Origin of the sequence: Rubrivivax sp. JA1055 (assembly GCF_020966565.1) — a bacterium.
Classification (GTDB): domain Bacteria; phylum Pseudomonadota; class Gammaproteobacteria; order Burkholderiales; family Burkholderiaceae_C; genus Rubrivivax; species Rubrivivax benzoatilyticus.
Window position 1 is genome coordinate 434,279 of record NZ_JAJKFP010000007.1, and the last position, 18,134, is coordinate 452,412.

The window sequence follows — 18,134 nt, forward strand, 5'->3', positions numbered from 1 at the left end:
ATGGACGAGAAGGAGACGGCGCCGGTGGCCGAGCTGAAAGAGATCGACGCCTTCCTCAAAGGGCTGCTGAAACCCGAGGCGTTCCGGGATTATGGGCCGAACGGCCTGCAGGTCGAGGGCCGTGCCGAGGTGCGGCGCATCGTCTCGGGCGTCACCGCCAGCCGCGAGTTCATCGACGCCGGCATCGCCGCCGGCGCCGACCTGCTGTTCGTGCACCACGGGCTGTTCTGGCGCGGCCAGGACGGGCGGCTGACCGGCTGGCTGGGCGAGCGCGTGCGCCGGCTGATGAAACACGACCTGAGCCTCGTCGCCTACCACCTGCCGCTGGACGCCCACGCCGAGCTCGGCAACAACGCCCAGCTCGGCCTGCGCCTGGGCCTCGCGGCCGACGCCCGTTTCGGCGAGCAGGACATCGGCTTCATCGGCCCGGCCGCCGGCATCGCCGATGCCTCGGCGCTGGCGGCGCGTGTCGAGCAGGCGCTCTCGCGAGAGCCGCTGCTGCTGCCCGGCGACGGCCGGCCGCTGCGGCGCATCGCCTGGTGCAGCGGTGGCGCCCAGGGCCACTTCGAGGCCGCGATCGCCGCCGGCGCCGACGCCTTCCTGAGCGGCGAGGTCTCGGAGCAGCAGGCCCACCTGGCGCACGAGACCGGCGTCGCCTTCCTGGCCTGCGGCCACCACGCCACCGAGCGCTACGGTGCGCCGGCCGCCGCCGCCGCGGTGGCGGCGCACTTCGGCCTGGAGCACCGCTTCATCGAGATCGACAACCCGGTATGAACACGCCGCTGTTGATCACGATGGGCGACGCCGCCGGCGTCGGGCCGGAGATCGTCGCCGCGGCCTTCCGCCGGGGCGAGGCCGACGGCTGCGTCGTCGTCGGCGACCCGGCGGTGCTGCGCCGTGCCGGCGCCGGCATGGTCGCGGTGATCGACGCGCCGGCCGATCTCGCGGAGGTGCCGCCGGGATGCCTGCCGGTGCTGGTGCCGCCCGCGCTGCCCGAAGGCCTGGCGGCGCTGCCCTGGGGCCGTGTCGACGCCCGTGCCGGAGCGGCGGCGGCGGCCTGCATCGAGGAGGCGGTGCGCCGGGTGCGTGCCGGCGAGGCTTCGGCCCTGGTCACCGCGCCGATCCACAAGGAGGCGCTGGCGGCCGCCGGCGTGCCGTTTCCGGGCCACACCGAGATGCTGCAGGCCCTGGCCGCCGACGGCGGCGAACTGCCGCCGGTGCGCATGATGCTGGCCAACGAGGAGCTGCGTGTGGTGCTGGTGACGATCCACGTCGCGCTGCGCCAGGCGATCGAGCTCGTCACCCCCGACGCCGTGCTGCGCACGCTGCGCATCGCGCATGCCGCCGCCGCCGCCTGGGGGCAGCGCGCGCCGCGCATCGCGGTGGCCGGGCTGAACCCGCATGCCGGCGAGGGCGGGCTGTTCGGGCGCGAGGAGATCGAGATCATCGCCCCGGCCATCGAGGCCGCACGCGCCGAAGGCATCGACGCGCAGGGCCCGTTCCCGCCGGACACGGTGTTCATGCGCGCGCGCCGCGGCGCCTTCGACCTGGTCGTCGCGATGACCCACGACCACGGCCTGATCCCGGTGAAGTACCTGGGTGTCGAGCACGGCGTCAACGTGACGCTGGGCCTGCCCTTCGTGCGCACCAGCCCCGACCACGGCACCGCGTTCGACATCGCGGGGCGGGGCCGGGCCGACCCGGCCAGCCTCGTGGCGGCGATCCGCTGGGCGCGTGCGGCGCTGGCCGCGCGCGGCGGCTGACTCAGGCGCCGCCGCCGACGCCGGCGAGCTGGCGCCGCGCGCGCGCCGTGGCGCGTTCGAGCAGGTAGGCGTTCTCGAAGGCGCGCAGCCGCCCGGTCTCGCACAGCCGCACCAGCATGCGGTGGGTCAGCGAGATCGTCTCCTTGTGGCGCGAGCCGTGGTGGAAGACGAAGAACGTGCGCCCGGCGCTGACGTGCACCAGGCGCACCTTCTGCCAGGCATCGGCGATGTGCATGCGGTAGGCGAAGCCGACCTGCACGTGCTCGGCCAGCGCGCGGCCCTCGGTCGGCTCGACCGGCTCCGACGGCTGCGGCAGGCCGCCGATCGCGGTGTCGGCGGCGCTGACCGGCGCGTCCTCGCCGACGACGATGTCGATCTGCCCGTCCCAGTCGACCTGGCTCTCGTCGACCAGGCCCACGCGGGCGGCTTCCTCGGGGCTGAAGCGCGGCTCGGCGATGACGTCGTCGAGCACCGGCAGGTTGGCCGGCGCGCCGCGCAGCTCCTCGGGTGTCGGCAGCGGGCGCTGCAGCGCGCCTTCGACCTCGCGCGCGAGCAGGTTGAAGTCCAGCGGCCGCAGCGGCGTGGCCTTCAGCGACTCGGCATGCGCCGGCAGCAGGCGGCCGAAGAACTCGCGCCGCGAGGCTTCGGGCCAGCCGATCAGGTCCAGCCCTTCGCCCAGCTCCTTCATCAGCTTGGGCAGCTCGGCGAGGAAGGTCTTGCGCTGCGCCGACGAGGTCTTGGCCTGCACGCTCATGAAGAGCTCGCGGCCGACCTGGCGCAGCTGGCGCACCGACTCGGCCTCGGCGCCGTCGCGTGCGCTTGCGGCGACGACGACCTGGCTCCAGACCTGGCTGATGAAGTCGCGCAGGAACGGCGGCGCCGACAGGTCCTTCAGCTCGCCGTGCAGCTGCTGGGCGTAGAGCTGGCGCAGGCGCAGCTCGTCTTCCTTGGCGGCGAGCAGATCGGCGGCACCCTGCTCGCCGGCCTCGGCGCGGCCCTGTTCGGCGACGAAGGCCTCCAGCGCGGCGAGCTTGCTCTGGTAGACCTCGAGCTGGTCGAAGTCGCCTTCGACGACCTCGTCGACGAGGCCGCGGATGCGCGCCAGCACACGCTGCGCGCCGTCGTCGCCGATGTCGTCGAAACCCGCGCCCAGCGAGGCGATGCGGTTGACGAAGCGGCGCACCGGATGGCGCCGCGACGAGAAGAAGCTCGGGTCGCCGAGCGCGGCACGCAGCACCGGCAGCTGCAGCCGCGCGATCTGGCGCGCGACCTGCGGCGGCACCTTCGGGTCCGACAGGATCTGGTCGAACAGGCTGCCGATGACGTCGATGACCGTCAGGTCCAGCGACCCGGCGGCGGCCTGGCGCAGCTCTTCGCGGTGGACGTGGATCAGGTTGGGCAGTGCGGCGCCGTTGGCGCCGGCGTCGGCGGGCTCGCCGATGGCCGCGGCCTCGGCGTAGGCGATGCGGCGCATCAGCGCCATCATCGCCGGGTCGACCTCGCCCAGCGGCGTGCCGCGGCCGGCCGCGGCGCCGCCGGAACGTGTGCTCGGCGCGAAGTGGCTGGCGCCGGCGCGGCGGCTGCTCCAGCGGCTGTCGGCGTCCGGGGAGAAGGCCGCGCGCTCGGACTCGGTGCAGCGCTCCGAGGCGCCGAAGCCGGTGCTCGGCGCGCCGCTGCGCGAGTCGGCGTTGCGCACCGTCAGCCCCGCGGGCTGGATGCCGGCACGGCGCAGGTCGGAGACGATCTCGGCATAGGCCGTGCGCAGCAGCGTCGCCAGCGAGCGCGCCATCTCCTTGGCCAGCGCGGCGCGCACCTCGGGGCGTTCGGAGACGGTCTCGATGGCCTGGTACATCGCGTGGCCGACGATCTCGGGGCGCAGCGGGTTGCGCTGCTCGCGGTCGCCGCGGGCGCCCTCGAGCAGCGCGCCGACGTAGGCGCCGAGTTCACGCAGTTCCCACTCGCAGGCGTGCGCGGTCTCCAGGCCGAAACGTTCCGCGGCGACCTCGATCTCGAGCTCGCGGTCCTCGACGAGGCGCAGCGACTCCCAGCTCGCGCTCTGCGTCGAGTCCTCGCTCGCGCGCGGCGCGACCTCGCGCAGCACGCGCCGGTCGAACTCCTCGTTGAACGCCAGCGCGAAGACGGCGGACTTGCGGTTGAGCTCGAACTGCGCGCCCAGCAGGCCGTCGCGCTGGAAGGCGTTGTTCGACGCGAGCGCGGCGAGCCCCAGGCTCTCGATGGTGCGCTCGGTGGCCTGCCGCGCCGCCAGCTTGACGCGCTGGACGGCGGCTTCTAGCGGGGCGGGCAGGCGGTGGACGGGGTGGGGATTCATGCGCGCGACGAGAGTCCCCAAGTATGCGGCAACTGCCGCATCCCTCTCCCGGATTACGCCTTGCGGGCGAGCGCGTCGCGGATCTCGCGCAGCAGCAGCACGTCCTCGGGCGTCGGCGCGGGGGCCGGGGGCGGCGGCGGCGGTGCGTTGCGCTTGATGCGGTTGATCTGCTTGACCATCACGAAGATGATGAAGGCGAGGATCACGAAGTTGACGGACACCGTGATGAAGCTGCCGTAGGCGAACACGGCGCCGCCCTTCTTGGCCTCGGCCAGCGTCGTGGCGGCCTGTCCGGCCAGCGGGATGAAGTAGTTGCTGAAGTCCAGCCCGCCGAAGACCTTGCCCACGAGCGGCATGATGACGTCGCCCACCAGCGACTCGACGATCTTGCCGAACGCGCCGCCGATGATCACGCCGACGGCGAGGTCGACGACGTTGCCCTTGGTGGCGAACTCCTTGAATTCCGATGCGAAGCTCATGCGAGCCCCCTCCTGCTTGTCGTTGAAGTGGTCCGGCCCTCGGTCGCGAAGGTCTTTCGGGGCCCCGGGCACGGTAGGTCGGGGCCTTGGCCTCGTCAAGCACGCCGGTGAGCGGAGGATGTCCCTTCGGCGTCGGTTAGAATCACGGGTTGACCCGAATCCCCCCTCCCGAGCAACACCCGAGGACATCCATGAGTGACGCTGCCGTCGACCAAGGACGACGCACCTGGATCGCCATCACCTGCGGCGCTGGTGCCGTCGGTGGCGCGGCGGTCGCCGTTCCGTTCGTCAGCACTTTTGCGCCTTCCGAACGGGCCCGCGCCGCTGGCGCTCCCGTCGAAGTCGACATCAGCAAGCTGGCCCCCGGTGACCGCGTGACCGTCGAATGGCGCGGCAAGCCGGTCTGGATCCTGCGTCGCACGCCGGAACAGATCGAGCAGCTGAAGTCGCTCGACGGCCAGCTCGCCGACCCGAACTCCGAGCGCACCGCCTACCCGATCCCCGAATACGCGAAGAACACCGGGCGCTCGATCAAGCCCGAGTTCCTGGTCGTCATCGGCATCTGCACGCACCTGGGCTGCTCGCCCGGCGGCGTGGCCAAGGGCAGCGGCAACGCCAGCGTGCCCGCCGACTGGCCGGGCGGCTTCCTCTGCCCCTGCCACGGCTCGACCTTCGACCTGGCCGGCCGCGTCTACAAGAACAAGCCCGCGCCGGACAACCTCGAGGTTCCGCCGCACATGTACCTGTCCGACACCGTTCTGCTGATCGGTGAGGACAAGAAGGCCTGACGCCGCAAACCACGAAGTCCGAGGTCAATTCGATGGCTGAATTCAAGCAAGCGCGGCCGGGTGCGCCGATGGCCGAGCAGTTCATGACATGGGTGGACAACCGGTTCCCGGCCACCAAGCTCTTCAAGGAGCACATGTCGGAGTACTACGCGCCGAAGAACTTCAACGTCTGGTACTTCTTCGGCTCGCTGGCGATGCTGGTCCTGGTGATCCAGATCGTCACCGGCATCTTCCTCGTGATGCACTACAAGCCCGACGCCGCGCTCGCGTTCGCGTCGGTCGAGTACATCATGCGCGACGTGCCCTGGGGCTGGCTGGTGCGCTACATGCACTCCACCGGCGCCTCGGCGTTCTTCATCGTCGTGTACCTGCACATGTTCCGCGGGATGATCTACGGCAGCTACCGCAAGCCGCGGGAGCTGGTGTGGGTCTTCGGCTGCGCGATCTTCCTCGCGCTGATGGCCGAAGCCTTCATGGGCTACCTGCTGCCGTGGGGCCAGATGAGCTACTGGGGCGCGCAGGTCATCATCAACCTGTTCGCCGCGATCCCCTTCGTCGGCAACGACCTGTCGCTGCTGATCCGCGGTGACTTCGTCGTCGGCGACGCGACGCTCAACCGCTTCTTCAGCTTCCACGTCATCGCCGTGCCGCTGGTGCTGCTGGGCCTGGTCGTCGCGCACATCATCGCGCTGCACGAAGTGGGTTCGAACAACCCCGACGGCATCGAGATCAAGGCCAAGACCGACGCCAAGGGCGTGCCGCTGGACGGCATCCCGTTCCACCCGTACTACACGGTGCACGACATCTTCGGCGTGGCGATCTTCCTGATCATCTACAGCGCCGTGCTGTTCTTCGCGCCCGAAGGCGGCGGCTACTTCCTGGAGTTCAACAACTTCATCCCGGCCGACCCGCTGAAGACGCCGCTGCACATCGCGCCGGTGTGGTACTTCACGCCGTTCTACTCGATGCTGCGCGCGGTGACCGACGACATGGTCACGGTGCTGGTGGTGCTGGTGGCCGCGGCCGGTGTGCTCGGCTTCCTGAAGGGTGGCTTCAAGGGCCCGTGGAAGTTCGCTCCGCTGATCGGCGCCGTTGCGCTGGTGGTGCTGCTGAAGGTCTTCGACGCCAAGTTCTGGGGCGTCGTGGTGATGGGCGTCGCGGTGCTGATCCTCTTCTTCCTGCCCTGGCTGGACCGCAGCCCGGTGAAGTCGATCCGCTACCGCCCGACCTGGCACAAGGTGGTCTACGGCGTGTTCGTCGTCAACTTCGTGGTGCTCGGCTACTACGGCATCCAGCCGCCGTCGACCGCCGGCACGATCATCTCGATGGTCGGCACGCTGTTCTACATGGGCTTCTTCCTGCTGATGCCCTGGTGGAGCCGCATCGGCGAGTTCAAGCCGGTGCCTGAGCGCGTGACCTTCCGCGCCCACTGAGCCGACGAGAGCGGAGTCCTAGACACCATGAAGAAACTGATCCTCTCCCTGCTCGCCAGCCTGGCCTTCGTCGGCGCGGCCCACGCCTCGTCGGCCGGCCCGGCCTGGGACAAGTTCCCGACCGAGCGCCTGAACGACCAGGCGGCGCTGCAACGCGGCGCGCAGACCTTCGCCAACTACTGCCTGAACTGCCATTCCGCCTCGTACATGCGCTACAACCGCATGCTCGAGATCGGCCTGACCGAGCAGCAGATCCGCGAGAACCTGATCTTCACCGGCGTGAAGGTCGGTGACCTGATGACCGCGTCGATCGATCCGCGCGACGCCAAGGAATGGTTCGGCGCCACGCCGCCGGACCTGACGCTGGTGGCGCGCTCGCGTGCCGACGGCTCCAAGGGCAGCGGCGCCGACTACCTCTACACCTACCTGCGCGGCTTCTACCGCGACGACAGCCGTCCCACCGGCTGGAACAACATCGTCTTCCCCGCCGTCGGCATGCCGCACGCGCTGTGGGAGATGCAGGGCACGCAGCACGCGGTGTTCGAGGAGCACAAGGATCCGCAGGACCCGACCAAGGTCACGCACGTGTTCAAGGGTTTCGAGATCGAGACCCCCGGCACGATGTCCAAGGCCGAGTACGACGCCACCGTCGCCGACCTCGTCGCGTTCATGACCTGGATGGCCGAGCCGATGCGTTCCACCCGCACCCAGCTGGGCATCGGCGTGCTGATCTTCCTGGCCATCTTCACCGTGATCGCCTGGCGCCTGAACGCGGTGTACTGGAAGGACGTCAAGTAGACGTCCACCACGCCCGGCGGTGGGCCGGGCCATGGAGCGCAGTGGCAGCCTTCGGGCGACCACTGCGTTCGCTTCTTTTGACGCGGGGCCCGTCCACGGCCCCCACTGACGATTGAGGGCCCCACGCCATGATGGTGCTTTACTCCGGAACGACCTGCCCCTACTCGCACCGCTGCCGCTTCGTGCTGTTCGAGAAGGGCATGGATTTCGAGATCCGCGACGTCGACCTCTTCGCCAAGCCCGAAGACATCGCGATGATGAATCCGTACAACGAGGTGCCGATCCTCGTCGAGCGCGATCTCATCCTCTACGAGTCGCACATCATCAACGAGTACATCGACGAGCGTTTCCCGCATCCGCAGCTGATGCCGGGCGACCCGGTGGCCCGTGCGCGCGTGCGCCTGTTCCTCTTCAACTTCGAGAAGGAACTGTTCGCCCACGTCAACCTGCTCGAGGGCCGCGGCATCAAGGCGACCGACAAGCAGCTCGAGAAGGCGCGTGCGCAGATCCGCGACCGCCTGACGCAGCTCGCGCCGATCTTCCTGAAGAACAAGTACATGCTCGGCGACGACTTCTCGATGCTCGACGTCGCGATCGCGCCGCTGCTGTGGCGCCTGGACTACTACGGCATCGACCTGTCGAAGAACGCCGTGCCGCTGCTGAAGTACGCCGAGCGCATCTTCTCGCGCCCGGCCTACATCGAGGCGCTGACGCCCTCGGAAAAGGTGATGCGCAAGTAAGCCGACAGGGCCTCGAGCGATGAGCGCGACCAGCGACAACCAGGGTTCCTCCACGCGCCCGTACCTGCTGCGGGCGCTGCACGACTGGTGCACCGACAACGGCTTCACGCCGTACCTCGCGGTCTATGTCGACGCGAGCGTGCAGGTGCCGATGGAGTACGTGAAGAACCACGAGATCGTGCTCAACGTCGGCTTCGAGGCCACGTCCGGGCTCAAGCTCGGCAACGAGTTCATCGAGTTCAAGGCCCGCTTTGGCGGCGTGCCGCGCGACATCGTCGTGCCGGTCGATCACGTCGTCGCGATCTACGCGCGCGAGAACGGGCAGGGCATGGCCTTCCCGGCGCCGGCCGAGGCGGCCTCGCCGGCAGCGGCGGCGGCGGCGGCCGAGCCGGCGCGCGCGCCGACGCCGCTGCGCTCCGGGCTGCGTCTGGCGTCCGAGTCCGGCGAGCCGCCGGCGCCCGCCGACCACGCGCCTTCGCCGGACGATTCTCCCGAGCCCGGCGGCTCGGGCGGCCGGCCCTCGCTGAAGCGGATCAAGTAGGCGCTCCTACAATCCCCAGCTCGCGCCGGCTTAGCTCAGTTGGTAGAGCACCCGCCTTGTAAGCGGAAGGTCGTCAGTTCGACTCTGACAGCCGGCACCAGACTCCCGTCAGCCCCGCCTCAGCGGCGAATGCCCGGCTCGGGCGGCAGCACCCGCACCTTGATCGCCACCGGCGCCCAGCCGGCGCCGCGCAGCCGTGCGTCCAGCCGCGGCAGCAGCTGGCGCAGCTTGGCTGCGGCCGCCCCGTGGTTGGCCAGCAGCGTCCAGCCTTCCTCGTCCAGCGGCCCGGGTCGCACCGCGCCGCGCAGGCCGCCGGCCAGCAGCGGCGCGATCGCGTCGTAGCGTTCGCGCGACTCGCGCACCCGCTGCAACAGGCCCGCCAGCGGCGCATGGCCGCCGAGTGCGTCGCTGAAGCTGAGGGTGCCGGCGAGAGGGGAGCGGGGGGCCATCACGGCAGTCTAGCCGGATGGCCGCGGGACGGCGGGGCTGCCGTTGGCCGGCAATGTCCGGGTGCTAAACTCGTCGGCTTCGTGCCCGTGCGCCAGCGCGACGCCCGAGCGCCACCGAGCGAACCGCCCGACCCCGCCGCACGGCCCGGGGTCGCCATGCGCGGCTCGCCTGAGCCCGCCCGGCCCGCAGCGCGGGCACCGCACACACCTCGAGCGCGGACTTCATGTTTCCCAAGATCCTGACCCAGATTTTCGGCAGCCGCAACGAACGCCTGCTGAAGGGCTACCGTCGCACGGTCGAGAAGATCAATGCGCTGGAGTCTCAGCTGCAGAAGCTCGACGACGCCGCCCTGCGCGCCAAGACCGACGAGTTCCGCCAGCGCCTGGCGCAGGGCACCGCCCTCGACGACCTGCTGCCCGAGGCCTTCGCCGTCGTGCGCGAGGCCGGCAAGCGCGTGCTGAAGATGCGCCACTTCGACGTCCAGCTGATCGGCGGCATGGCGCTGCACGACGGCAAGATCGCCGAGATGCGCACCGGCGAAGGCAAGACGCTGGTCGCGACGCTGCCGGTGTACCTGAACGCGCTGCCCGGCAAGGGCGTGCACGTCGTCACCGTCAACGACTACCTCGCGCGCCGCGATGCCGAGTGGATGGGCCGGCTCTACGGTTTCCTCGGCCTCACGGTCGGCGTCAACGTGCCGGGCCTGTCGCGCGAGGAGAAGCAGGCCGCGTTCGCCGCCGACGTCACCTACGGCACGAACAACGAGTTCGGCTTCGACTACCTGCGCGACAACATGGTCTACGACGTGCGCGAGCGCGTCGCGCGCGGCCTGAACTACGCCATCGTCGACGAGGTCGACTCGATCCTGATCGACGAGGCGCGCACGCCGCTGATCATCAGCGGCCAGGCCGAGGACCACACCGAGCTGTACGTCAGCGTCAACGCGGTGATCCCCAAGCTCAAGAAGCAGATCGGCGAAGCCGACCCGCGCACCGGCGAAGGTGTCATCGAGCCCGGCGACTTCACCGTCGACGAGAAGGCGCACCAGGTCTTCCTGACCGAGGCCGGCCACGAGAAGGCCGAGCAGATCCTCTCCGAAGCCGGCCTGCTGGCGCCGGGCGCGAGCCTGTACGACCCGGCCAACATCGCGCTGATGCACCATGTGTACGCGGCGCTGCGGGCCCACCAGCTCTACAACCGCGACCAGCACTACGTCGTGCAGAACGGCGAGGTCGTCATCGTCGACGAGTTCACCGGCCGCCTGATGACGGGCCGGCGCTGGAGCGACGGCCTGCACCAGGCCGTGGAAGCCAAGGAAGGCGTCCGGATCCAGAGCGAGAACCAGACGATGGCCTCGGTCACGTTCCAGAACTACTTCCGCATGTACGGCAAGCTCGCCGGCATGACGGGCACGGCCGACACCGAGGCCTACGAGTTCCAGGAGATCTACGGCCTCGAGACGGTGGTCATCCCGCCGAACAAGCCGACGATCCGCAAGGACGAGAACGACCTCATCTACAAGACGGCCAAGGAGCGCTACGACGCCGTCATCGCCGACATCCGCGACTGCTACGAACGCGGCCAGCCGGTGCTCGTCGGCACGACCTCGATCGAGAACTCGGAGCTGATCTCCGATCTGCTGAACAAGGCCGGGCTGCCGCACCAGGTGCTCAACGCCAAGCAGCACGCCAAGGAAGCCGAGATCGTCGCCCAGGCCGGCCGGCCGAAGATGGTGACCATCGCCACCAACATGGCCGGCCGCGGCACCGACATCGTGCTCGGCGGCAACGTCGAGAAGCAGATCCAGTTCCTCGAGGCCGACCCGGCGCTGTCCGACGAGGAGAAGCAGGCGCGCGCCCGCCAGCTGACCGACGAGTGGCAAGGCCTGCACGAGCAGGTCAAGGCGCTGGGCGGGCTGCGCATCGTCGCCACCGAGCGCCACGAGAGCCGGCGCATCGACAACCAGCTGCGCGGCCGCTCGGGCCGCCAGGGCGACCCGGGTTCCAGCCGCTTCTACCTGAGCCTGGACGATCCGCTGATGCGCATCTTCGCCGGCGACCGCGTGCGCGCGGTGATGGACCGGCTGAAGATGCCCGAAGGCGAGGCCATCGAGGCCGGCATCGTCAACCGCTCGATCGAGAGCGCGCAGCGCAAGGTCGAGGCGCGCAACTTCGACATCCGCAAGCAGCTGCTCGAGTACGACGACGTCTCCAACGACCAGCGCAAGGTCATCTACCAGCAGCGCAACGAGATCCTCGAGTCGGCGTCGCTGGACCAGCAGATCGCCAACCTGCGCCGCGCGACGATGGAAGACGTCGTGCGCACCTACGTGCCCGCCGAGAGCCTGGAGGAGCAGTGGGACCTCGAGGCCCTGGAGCGCGTGCTGCGCGACGAGTGGCAGCTCGAGCTGCCGCTCAAGAGCATCGTCGAGGGCAGCGAGAGCATCACCGACGAGGAGATCGTCGAGAAGGTCGCCGCGGCCGCCGACGCGCATTTCCAGGCCAAGGTCGACCTCGTCGGCGCCGACCAGTTCACGCCGTTCATGCGCATGGTGCTGCTGCAGGCGATGGACTCGCACTGGCGCGAGCACCTCGCCGCGCTGGACTACCTGCGCCAGGGCATCCACCTGCGCGGCTACGCGCAGAAGAACCCGAAGCAGGAGTACAAGCGCGAGGCCTTCGAGCTGTTCAGCCAGCTGCTCGACGTCGTGAAGATGGAAGTCACGCGCGTGCTGATGACGGTGCGCATCCAGTCGCGCGACCAGGCCAGCGAAGCCGCCGAGGCGATCGAGGAGCAGGCCAGCCAGGTCAGCAACGTGACCTACACGCATCCCAACGAGGACGGCAGCGTCTCGCAGGAGGCCGACCCGGCGACCGCCGTGGCCGAGGTGCCGCGTGTCGGCCGCAACGACCCCTGCCCCTGCGGCAGCGGCAAGAAGTACAAGAACTGCCACGGCAAGCTGGCCTGAGGCCCGCCGTGCGGGGCCGCCGGCCCGTGCACGCCTGACCCGGCGCCGCCAGCGCCGCATTCGACGGGGCCCTTCGGGGCCCCGTTTCGTTGGCCGCCGCGGCGATGAAAAAGGGGCCCCGAAGGGCCCCTTGGACGGCGCAGCCTGCGTTCAGGGCCGCGCGATGGTGATGACCGGCGAGGTCCAGGTCTCCCAGTCGGTGGCCGTGCCCTCGTTGCCCAGCGCCTTCAGCACCGAGACCTTGACGACGTAGCGCCCGTTCGGCACGGTCGTCCAGGCGCGCGGGTTCTGGCCCTTGCCGCGGAAGGTCGTGCCGTCCCAGGTGTAGGCGAAGAAGCCGCCCGGCGTCGAGTTGCGGGTCACGTACTCGTCCAGGCTGACGCGGTGCCAGGACTTGCCGGTGTCGGCGTCGTAGGCCTCCAGCACCACCTTGCGCGACAGGTGGTCGAAGTGCACGAGGAAGTACGGGATGTCCCCGTCGGCCATCGTGTAGCTCGCGCCTTCGGGCTGGTTGGTGTAGGTGCCGGCCGCCAGCTTGCTCAGCCAGGGGAAGCCGTTGGCCGTCGGCGTCAGCACCACCGTCGACTGGTAGTCGCCCTTGAAGCCGGCATACGGCACGCGCAGCGGGGCCGTGCCGTTGGTCGGCGTCAGCACGATGTAGCCGCCGTACAGGCCGCGCTCGACCAGGGAGGCGTTGGCCGTGATCGTGGCGCTGAACTTGGCCGTGCCGCGGGCCGGCACCGTCAGCGTCGACTGGCTGAAGCTCACCGTGGCCGGTGCCGCGAAGACACCGCTGAGGTTGTAGCTGGCGCCGGTCGTCGTGTTCGGCCCGCTCGCCAGCGCCTCGACGTGCGAGATCGTGTAGGTCACCGGGGCGCCCGAACGGTTGCTCACCGTCAGCGTGCGCTGCGACGGCCCGGCCGCGCTCTCACCCAGCGCGAGCTGGCTCGGCGACACCGTCGCGGTGTTCTGGATCACGCCGACGATGTCCAGCATGCCCGAGCCCTGGCGGTGGGCGAAGTCGAGGTAGCCGAGCGCCGGGTTGCCCGACCAGTTGACCGGATCGGCGGTGTTGTAGATCCGCTCGGCCACCTGCGCCGGACGCAGCCGCGGGTTGGACTCCAGGATCAGCGCGACGCCGCCGGCCACGTGCGGCGAGGACATCGACGTGCCCGACAGGCTGGCCGCGCCGCCGAGCTCCAGCGGGTAGCTCGAGTAGATGCCGCCGCCCGGGGCCCCGACGTTGGGCTTGAACGAGAGATCCGCGGCCAGGCCGTAGGAGCTGAAGCCGGAGATCAGGCCGCCGGTGCCGTAGGGCCAGGAGACGTAGCTGCCGGTCCAGGCCAGGCTGGCGTTGCCGGCGGTGATGGCGGCGTCGAGCGCCGCGCCCTGCTCGGCGGTGACGGCGACGACCGGGATCGTCACCGCCGGGGTGCCGGCCACCGTCGGGCTCAGTGCGCCGGCGGCGTTGTTGTAGAGGATGACCGCCGCGGCGCCGCCGAGCTGCGCGTTGTAGGCCTTCTGGTAGAAGCTGCAGGTGCCGCGGCGGATCAGCACCGCCTTGCCGGTCAGGCTGTCGGCCGCCGGGGCGACGCAGGCGTCGTCGGCGGTGGTCGTGGTGCCGGTCTTGGCCAGCGGCAGCGAGCCGCTGGTCGGCGCCATCGGCGAGCCGGTGGCGGCGGTGTAGCCGAACGGCGTGGTGCCGACCTTGAACGACAGCTGCGCGTTGTCGTAGGAGGCCACGCCGATGACCTTGTCGCCGACGCCGGGCGCACCGGCGGCGTACAGCGCGTCCGGCGACGAGCCGCCCGGGCCGTTGTTGCCGATCGACGCGACGACGACCACGCCCTTGGACACCAGCTTGTCGGCGGCCTTGGCGGTCGGGTACTGCGGCCACTGCCGCGCCGCGCCCAGGCTCATGTTGATGACCTGCATGCCGTCCTCGTAGGCGCGCTCCATCGCCGCGAGCATGATGTCCGACGAGGTCGTGCCGGTGCAGCCGAACACCCGGTAGGCGCCGAACGTGACCTTGGGCGCCACGCCGACCAGGCCGCCGCCGTTGGCGCCGACGATGCCGGCGACGTGCGTGCCGTGGCCGCCGCAGTCGTCCGGGTTCTCGTCGGGCACCGGCACGAGCGCGTCGCCGCTGCCGCCGCTGTTGTAGGCGTCACCGACGAAGTCGTAGCCCTTGACGACCCGGGCGGTCGGGAACGCGGTCGTGCCGTTGCTGCCGCTGCCGCCGAAGGCCGGGTGGTCGATGTCGATGCCGGTGTCGATGATGCCGACCTTGACGCCCTGGCCGCTGAGGCCCAGCTGCTGCTGGGCGACCGCGGCGCCGGTCATGTGGATCGCCGCGGCCAGGTCGGGCGCGGTGCCGGCGCCCTTCACGGGCTCGGGGGCCGCGATCTGGGTCACGGGGTAGATCGCCTGCACGCCGGGCAGCATCGCCAGCTTGGCGCGGTCGGCGGCGTCGACCTTGACGACGAAACCGTTGAACAGCGTGTCGTAGGCGCGGCGCTCCTTCAGGCGCAGCTTGGCGCCCTTGATGGCCGTGCGCATCGCCGCCTGTTCGGCGCGCACCGAGGCGCGCGTGTTGCCGTCGGCCACCGGCTTGCCCGCGAGTTCGACGAACCAGAGGCTGCCCGATTCGGCCGCAGAAGCCGGAACCGAACCCGACGCGGCCTGCGCCGACGCGCCGAACAGCGCGACTGCCGCCGCGACGGCGGTCAGCATCGGCACGAGGTGATGCTTTCTCATGAGGTCATTCACTCCTGTGCGGGCGCCGTCTCGCGGCGCCTCTGTGGCGGCCATGGGGTGGAGATGCGAGCGAGAGCTGCCGGTTCGGGGCGTGGCCCGCGGGGCAGCCGTCGAATGCGTTTCGGGTGGCAGGCTGCCGGTCCGCCCCCGAAGTGCGAACGATTATGGGTAGTGGCCCCCTGGGCGTGCAGCGCCGCGGCAGGCCCCCGGGACCCCCCATCCCGCGACTGCGGGGGCGGGTTGGACCGGGGTTCCCCGCGGCGGCGCAGCGCTGCACCGCACGGGGGCAGGGTTGCACCGGAGGCGCTCCTAGAATCCGCTCTCCATCCGCCTCGCCGTTGCGCCGCCGCCATGCCCGTGAACCTGTCCGCCCCTGTTCCCGCGTCCCTGTTGCCGGTCGCCGGCGTGCGCCTGGGTGTCACGATGGCCGGCATCCGCAAGGCCGGCCGGCGCGACCTCGTCGTCTTCGAGCTCGCCGAAGGTTCGGCGGTGGGCGGCGTGTTCACGCAGAACCGCTTCTGTGCCGCGCCGGTGCAGGTCTGCCGCGAGCATCTGGCCGGCGGTGACGGCATCCGCGCGATCGTCGTCAACACCGGCAATGCCAACGCCGGCACCGGCGCCGACGGCCTGGCGCGCGCGCGCCGCAGCTGCGACGCGCTGGCCGCGGTGGCCGGCGTCGCGCCGCGCCAGGTGCTGCCGTTCTCGACCGGCGTCATCATGGAGACGCTGCCGGTCGAGCGCCTCGAAGCCGGCCTGCCGGCCGCCTGGGCCGCGCTGCGTGCCGACGGCTGGGCCGAGGCCGCCGAAGGCATCATGACCACCGACACGCTGCCGAAGGCGGCGTCGCGGCAGGTGCAGATCGGCGGGCGCACGGTCACCGTCACCGGCATCGCCAAGGGCGCCGGCATGATCCGCCCGAACATGGCCACGATGCTGGGTTTCGTCGCCACCGACGCCGCCGTCGATGCGGCGCTGCTGCAGCCGCTGGTGCGCGAGGCTGCCGACCTGAGCTTCAACCGCATCACGATCGACGGCGACACCTCGACCAACGACTCGTTCGTGCTGATCGCCACCGGCCAGGCCGGCCACGCCCCCATCACCACGCTCGATTCGGCCGAAGGCCGCGCGCTGCGTGACGCCGTCATCGCGGTGTCGCAGCAGCTGGCGCAGGCCATCGTGCGCGACGGCGAAGGCGCGACCAAGTTCATCACCGTCACCGTGCAGGGCGGCCGCGACGGGGCCGAATGCCGCGCCGCGGCCTACGCGGTGGCGCATTCGCCGCTCGTCAAGACGGCGTTCTTCGCCAGCGACCCCAACCTCGGCCGCATCCTGGCGGCCGTCGGCTACGCCGGCATCGCCGACCTGGACCAGGGCCTGATCGATCTCTTCCTCGACGACGTGCACGTCGTGCGCGAAGGCGGCCGCCATCCGGCGTACCGCGAGGAGGACGGCCAGCGCGTGATGAAGCAGGCCGAGATCACGGTGCGGGTCGACCTGCACCGCGGCGCGGCGGCGGCGACGGTCTGGACCTGCGACTTGTCGCACGACTACGTCAGCATCAACGCCGACTACCGCTCCTGATCCCTTCTCCGGCGGTCGTGCCGCCGGTCCATGGCTGCTAGGATCGCGGCCCCTTCCCCCCTCGACGGCCGGCCGGCGTCCACCGCCCCAGCCGCCGTCGACAGGCCGGCGCGCCGCGCGCCGTCCGCGGGCCGCCGATCGTGTCGTCTCGGTGTCGCCCGTGTTCCGCGGCAGGCCCGCATCCGACGACCGGAGATCCGCACGATGACCCGCGCGCTGCTCGCCCGCCTGCGCGCCGCCCTGACGCTGCCGCCGGGCGACCTGCTTCGAAACGCCACCTACCGCCGGCTCTGGACCTCGATCCTCATCAGCTCGCTCGGCGGCCAGGTGACGATGCTCGCGCTGCCGCTGACCGCGGCGGTGCTGCTGCATGCCACGCCGACGCAGATGGGGCTGCTGACGGCGATGGAGATCGCACCGTTCGTGCTGTTCTCGCTGCCGGCCGGCGTCTGGCTGGACCGCGTGCGCAAGCTGCCGGTCTACATCGCCGGCGAGGTGCTGATCGGCGTCGCGGTGGCCAGCGTGCCGCTGGCCTGGGCGATGGGCTGGCTGGCGATGCCCTGGCTGTATGCCGTCGGCTTCTTCATCGGCTGCATCTTCACGGTGGCCGGCACGGCGTCGCAGATCGTGCTGACCCAGGTCGTCGAGCGTGACCGCCTGGTCGAGGCGCACGCCAAGAACGCGCTCGCGACCTCGGGCTCCGACGTCGCCGGCCCCGGGTTCGCGGGCCTGCTGATCAAGCTCTTCGGTGCGCCGCTGGCGCTGCTGGTCGACGCGGTGCTGGTCATCGTCTCGGCGGCCATCCTGCGTGGCATCCATGTCGACGAACGCCGCACGCCGCGCCCCGACGCACGCTTCGGCCGCGAGCTGGCCGAAGGCCTGCGTTTCGTCGCCGAGCACAAGCTGCTGGTCGCGCTGGCCGTCGCCGTCGGCACCTGGCAGCTGTGCCAGAACGCGGCCCAGGTGGTGCAGATCCTGTTCGCGACGCGCACGCTCGGTCTGTCCGAACACGCCGTGGGCCTGTGCTACATCGCGCTGGGCGCCGGCACCGTGACGGCCAGCGTCTGGGGCAACCGCATCAGCCGCCGCATCGGGCCGGGGCCGAGCATGGTGCTGGGCTTCGGGGTCTGCGGCAGCGGCTGGCTGCTGCTCGCGGTTGCGCCGGTCGGCCCCTGGGGCGTGGCCGCGTTTGCCGCGACGCTGGCGCTGTATGGCGCCGGCGCGGTGCTGGCCTTCATCAACTTCCTGGCGCTGCGCCAGGCGGTGACGCCGGAGCCGATGCTCGGCCGCATGACGAGCACGATGCGCTGGCTGATCCTGCTGCCGGCCGGCCCCGGTGCGCTGATCGGCGGCTGGCTCGGCGAGCACCACGGCCTGCGCTCGGCGCTGGCCTTTGCCGGCGGCGTGTCGATGCTGCTGGTGATCGCCGCCTGGTGGCACCCGGTGATCCGCGGCGTGCGCTCGCTGCCCAGCGCGGCCAAGCCGGTGACGGCCGGCGGCGCCTGAG

14 protein-coding genes and 1 tRNA gene are annotated in these 18,134 nt (G+C 70.8%); 11 read left to right on the plus strand and 4 right to left on the minus strand.

The window, feature by feature from the left end; genetic code table 11:
- Together LOC65_RS18580 and pdxA are read left to right on the plus strand one after the other, a co-directional pair.
- Entirely contained in the window at nt 1–774 is a 774-nt protein-coding gene (locus tag LOC65_RS18580) for a Nif3-like dinuclear metal center hexameric protein (protein WP_009856612.1), read from the plus strand.
- Nucleotides 771–1,763 carry a 4-hydroxythreonine-4-phosphate dehydrogenase PdxA gene (gene pdxA / locus LOC65_RS18585; protein WP_230248655.1) on the plus strand — a complete coding sequence of 331 codons (993 nt, stop codon included), beginning with the start codon at nt 771–773 and terminating at the stop codon, nt 1,761–1,763. The genes LOC65_RS18580 and pdxA overlap by 4 nt, the downstream gene beginning before the upstream one ends.
- Before the next feature lies 1 nt (nt 1,764).
- On the opposite strand, the gene LOC65_RS18590 is transcribed toward pdxA, so the two are convergent.
- Both LOC65_RS18590 and mscL read right to left on the minus strand, forming a co-directional pair.
- Nucleotides 1,765–4,092, minus strand: a complete 2,328-nt coding sequence (locus LOC65_RS18590; RefSeq protein ID WP_230248656.1) for a DUF1631 family protein — start codon at nt 4,090–4,092, stop codon at nt 1,765–1,767.
- 53 nt (nt 4,093–4,145) lie between these two features.
- Nucleotides 4,146–4,571, minus strand: coding sequence for a large conductance mechanosensitive channel protein MscL (gene mscL, locus LOC65_RS18595; protein WP_009856615.1), 426 nt, complete (start codon nt 4,569–4,571; stop codon nt 4,146–4,148).
- 191 nt (nt 4,572–4,762) lie between these two features.
- Between mscL and petA the strand changes: the two genes are divergently transcribed.
- From petA to LOC65_RS18625, 6 genes are all read left to right on the plus strand, one after another.
- A complete protein-coding gene (petA, locus tag LOC65_RS18600; protein WP_230248657.1) occupies nt 4,763–5,359 on the plus strand; it encodes a ubiquinol-cytochrome c reductase iron-sulfur subunit in 597 nt (198 codons plus the stop codon).
- Nucleotides 5,360–5,391: 32 nt separating this feature from the next.
- The gene (locus LOC65_RS18605; protein ID WP_164963337.1) at nt 5,392–6,792 is read left to right on the plus strand and encodes a cytochrome bc complex cytochrome b subunit; all 1,401 of its coding nucleotides are present in this window, start codon (nt 5,392–5,394) and stop codon (nt 6,790–6,792) included.
- Nucleotides 6,793–6,819: 27 nt separating this feature from the next.
- Nucleotides 6,820–7,590, plus strand: a complete 771-nt coding sequence (locus LOC65_RS18610) for a cytochrome c1 (RefSeq protein ID WP_009856618.1) — start codon at nt 6,820–6,822, stop codon at nt 7,588–7,590.
- 128 nt (nt 7,591–7,718) lie between these two features.
- Nucleotides 7,719–8,330 (plus strand): glutathione S-transferase N-terminal domain-containing protein, encoded by a 612-nt coding sequence (locus tag LOC65_RS18615; protein WP_009856619.1) that lies wholly within the window; start codon nt 7,719–7,721, stop codon nt 8,328–8,330.
- 19 nt (nt 8,331–8,349) lie between these two features.
- On the plus strand, nt 8,350–8,871 hold the full coding sequence (locus tag LOC65_RS18620) for a ClpXP protease specificity-enhancing factor (RefSeq protein ID WP_230248658.1): 522 nt from the start codon (nt 8,350–8,352) through the stop codon (nt 8,869–8,871).
- A 24-nt stretch (nt 8,872–8,895) separates the two neighbouring features.
- Nucleotides 8,896–8,971: transfer RNA gene (locus LOC65_RS18625), tRNA-Thr, on the plus strand.
- Nucleotides 8,972–8,990: 19 nt separating this feature from the next.
- Here the strand turns inward: LOC65_RS18625 and LOC65_RS18630 are convergent.
- Entirely contained in the window at nt 8,991–9,320 is a 330-nt protein-coding gene (locus LOC65_RS18630) for a hypothetical protein (protein WP_009856621.1), read from the minus strand.
- A 224-nt stretch (nt 9,321–9,544) separates the two neighbouring features.
- Between LOC65_RS18630 and secA the strand changes: the two genes are divergently transcribed.
- Nucleotides 9,545–12,289: a preprotein translocase subunit SecA gene (secA, locus tag LOC65_RS18635; RefSeq protein WP_009856622.1), complete on the plus strand. Its 2,745-nt coding sequence runs from the start codon at nt 9,545–9,547 to the stop codon at nt 12,287–12,289.
- A gap of 150 nt (nt 12,290–12,439) precedes the next feature.
- Here secA and LOC65_RS19540 read toward each other — a convergent pair whose 3' ends face one another.
- Nucleotides 12,440–15,046 carry a S8 family serine peptidase gene (locus tag LOC65_RS19540; protein WP_230248659.1) on the minus strand — a complete coding sequence of 869 codons (2,607 nt, stop codon included), beginning with the start codon at nt 15,044–15,046 and terminating at the stop codon, nt 12,440–12,442.
- Between the two features lie 351 nt (nt 15,047–15,397).
- Between LOC65_RS19540 and argJ the strand changes: the two genes are divergently transcribed.
- Both argJ and LOC65_RS18650 read left to right on the plus strand, forming a co-directional pair.
- Complete coding sequence (argJ, locus tag LOC65_RS18645) at nt 15,398–16,627, plus strand: bifunctional glutamate N-acetyltransferase/amino-acid acetyltransferase ArgJ (protein ID WP_230248664.1); 1,230 nt, start codon at nt 15,398–15,400, stop codon at nt 16,625–16,627.
- A gap of 204 nt (nt 16,628–16,831) precedes the next feature.
- Nucleotides 16,832–18,133: an MFS transporter gene (locus tag LOC65_RS18650; RefSeq protein ID WP_230248665.1), complete on the plus strand. Its 1,302-nt coding sequence runs from the start codon at nt 16,832–16,834 to the stop codon at nt 18,131–18,133.
- Nucleotide 18,134 lies beyond the last annotated feature (1 nt).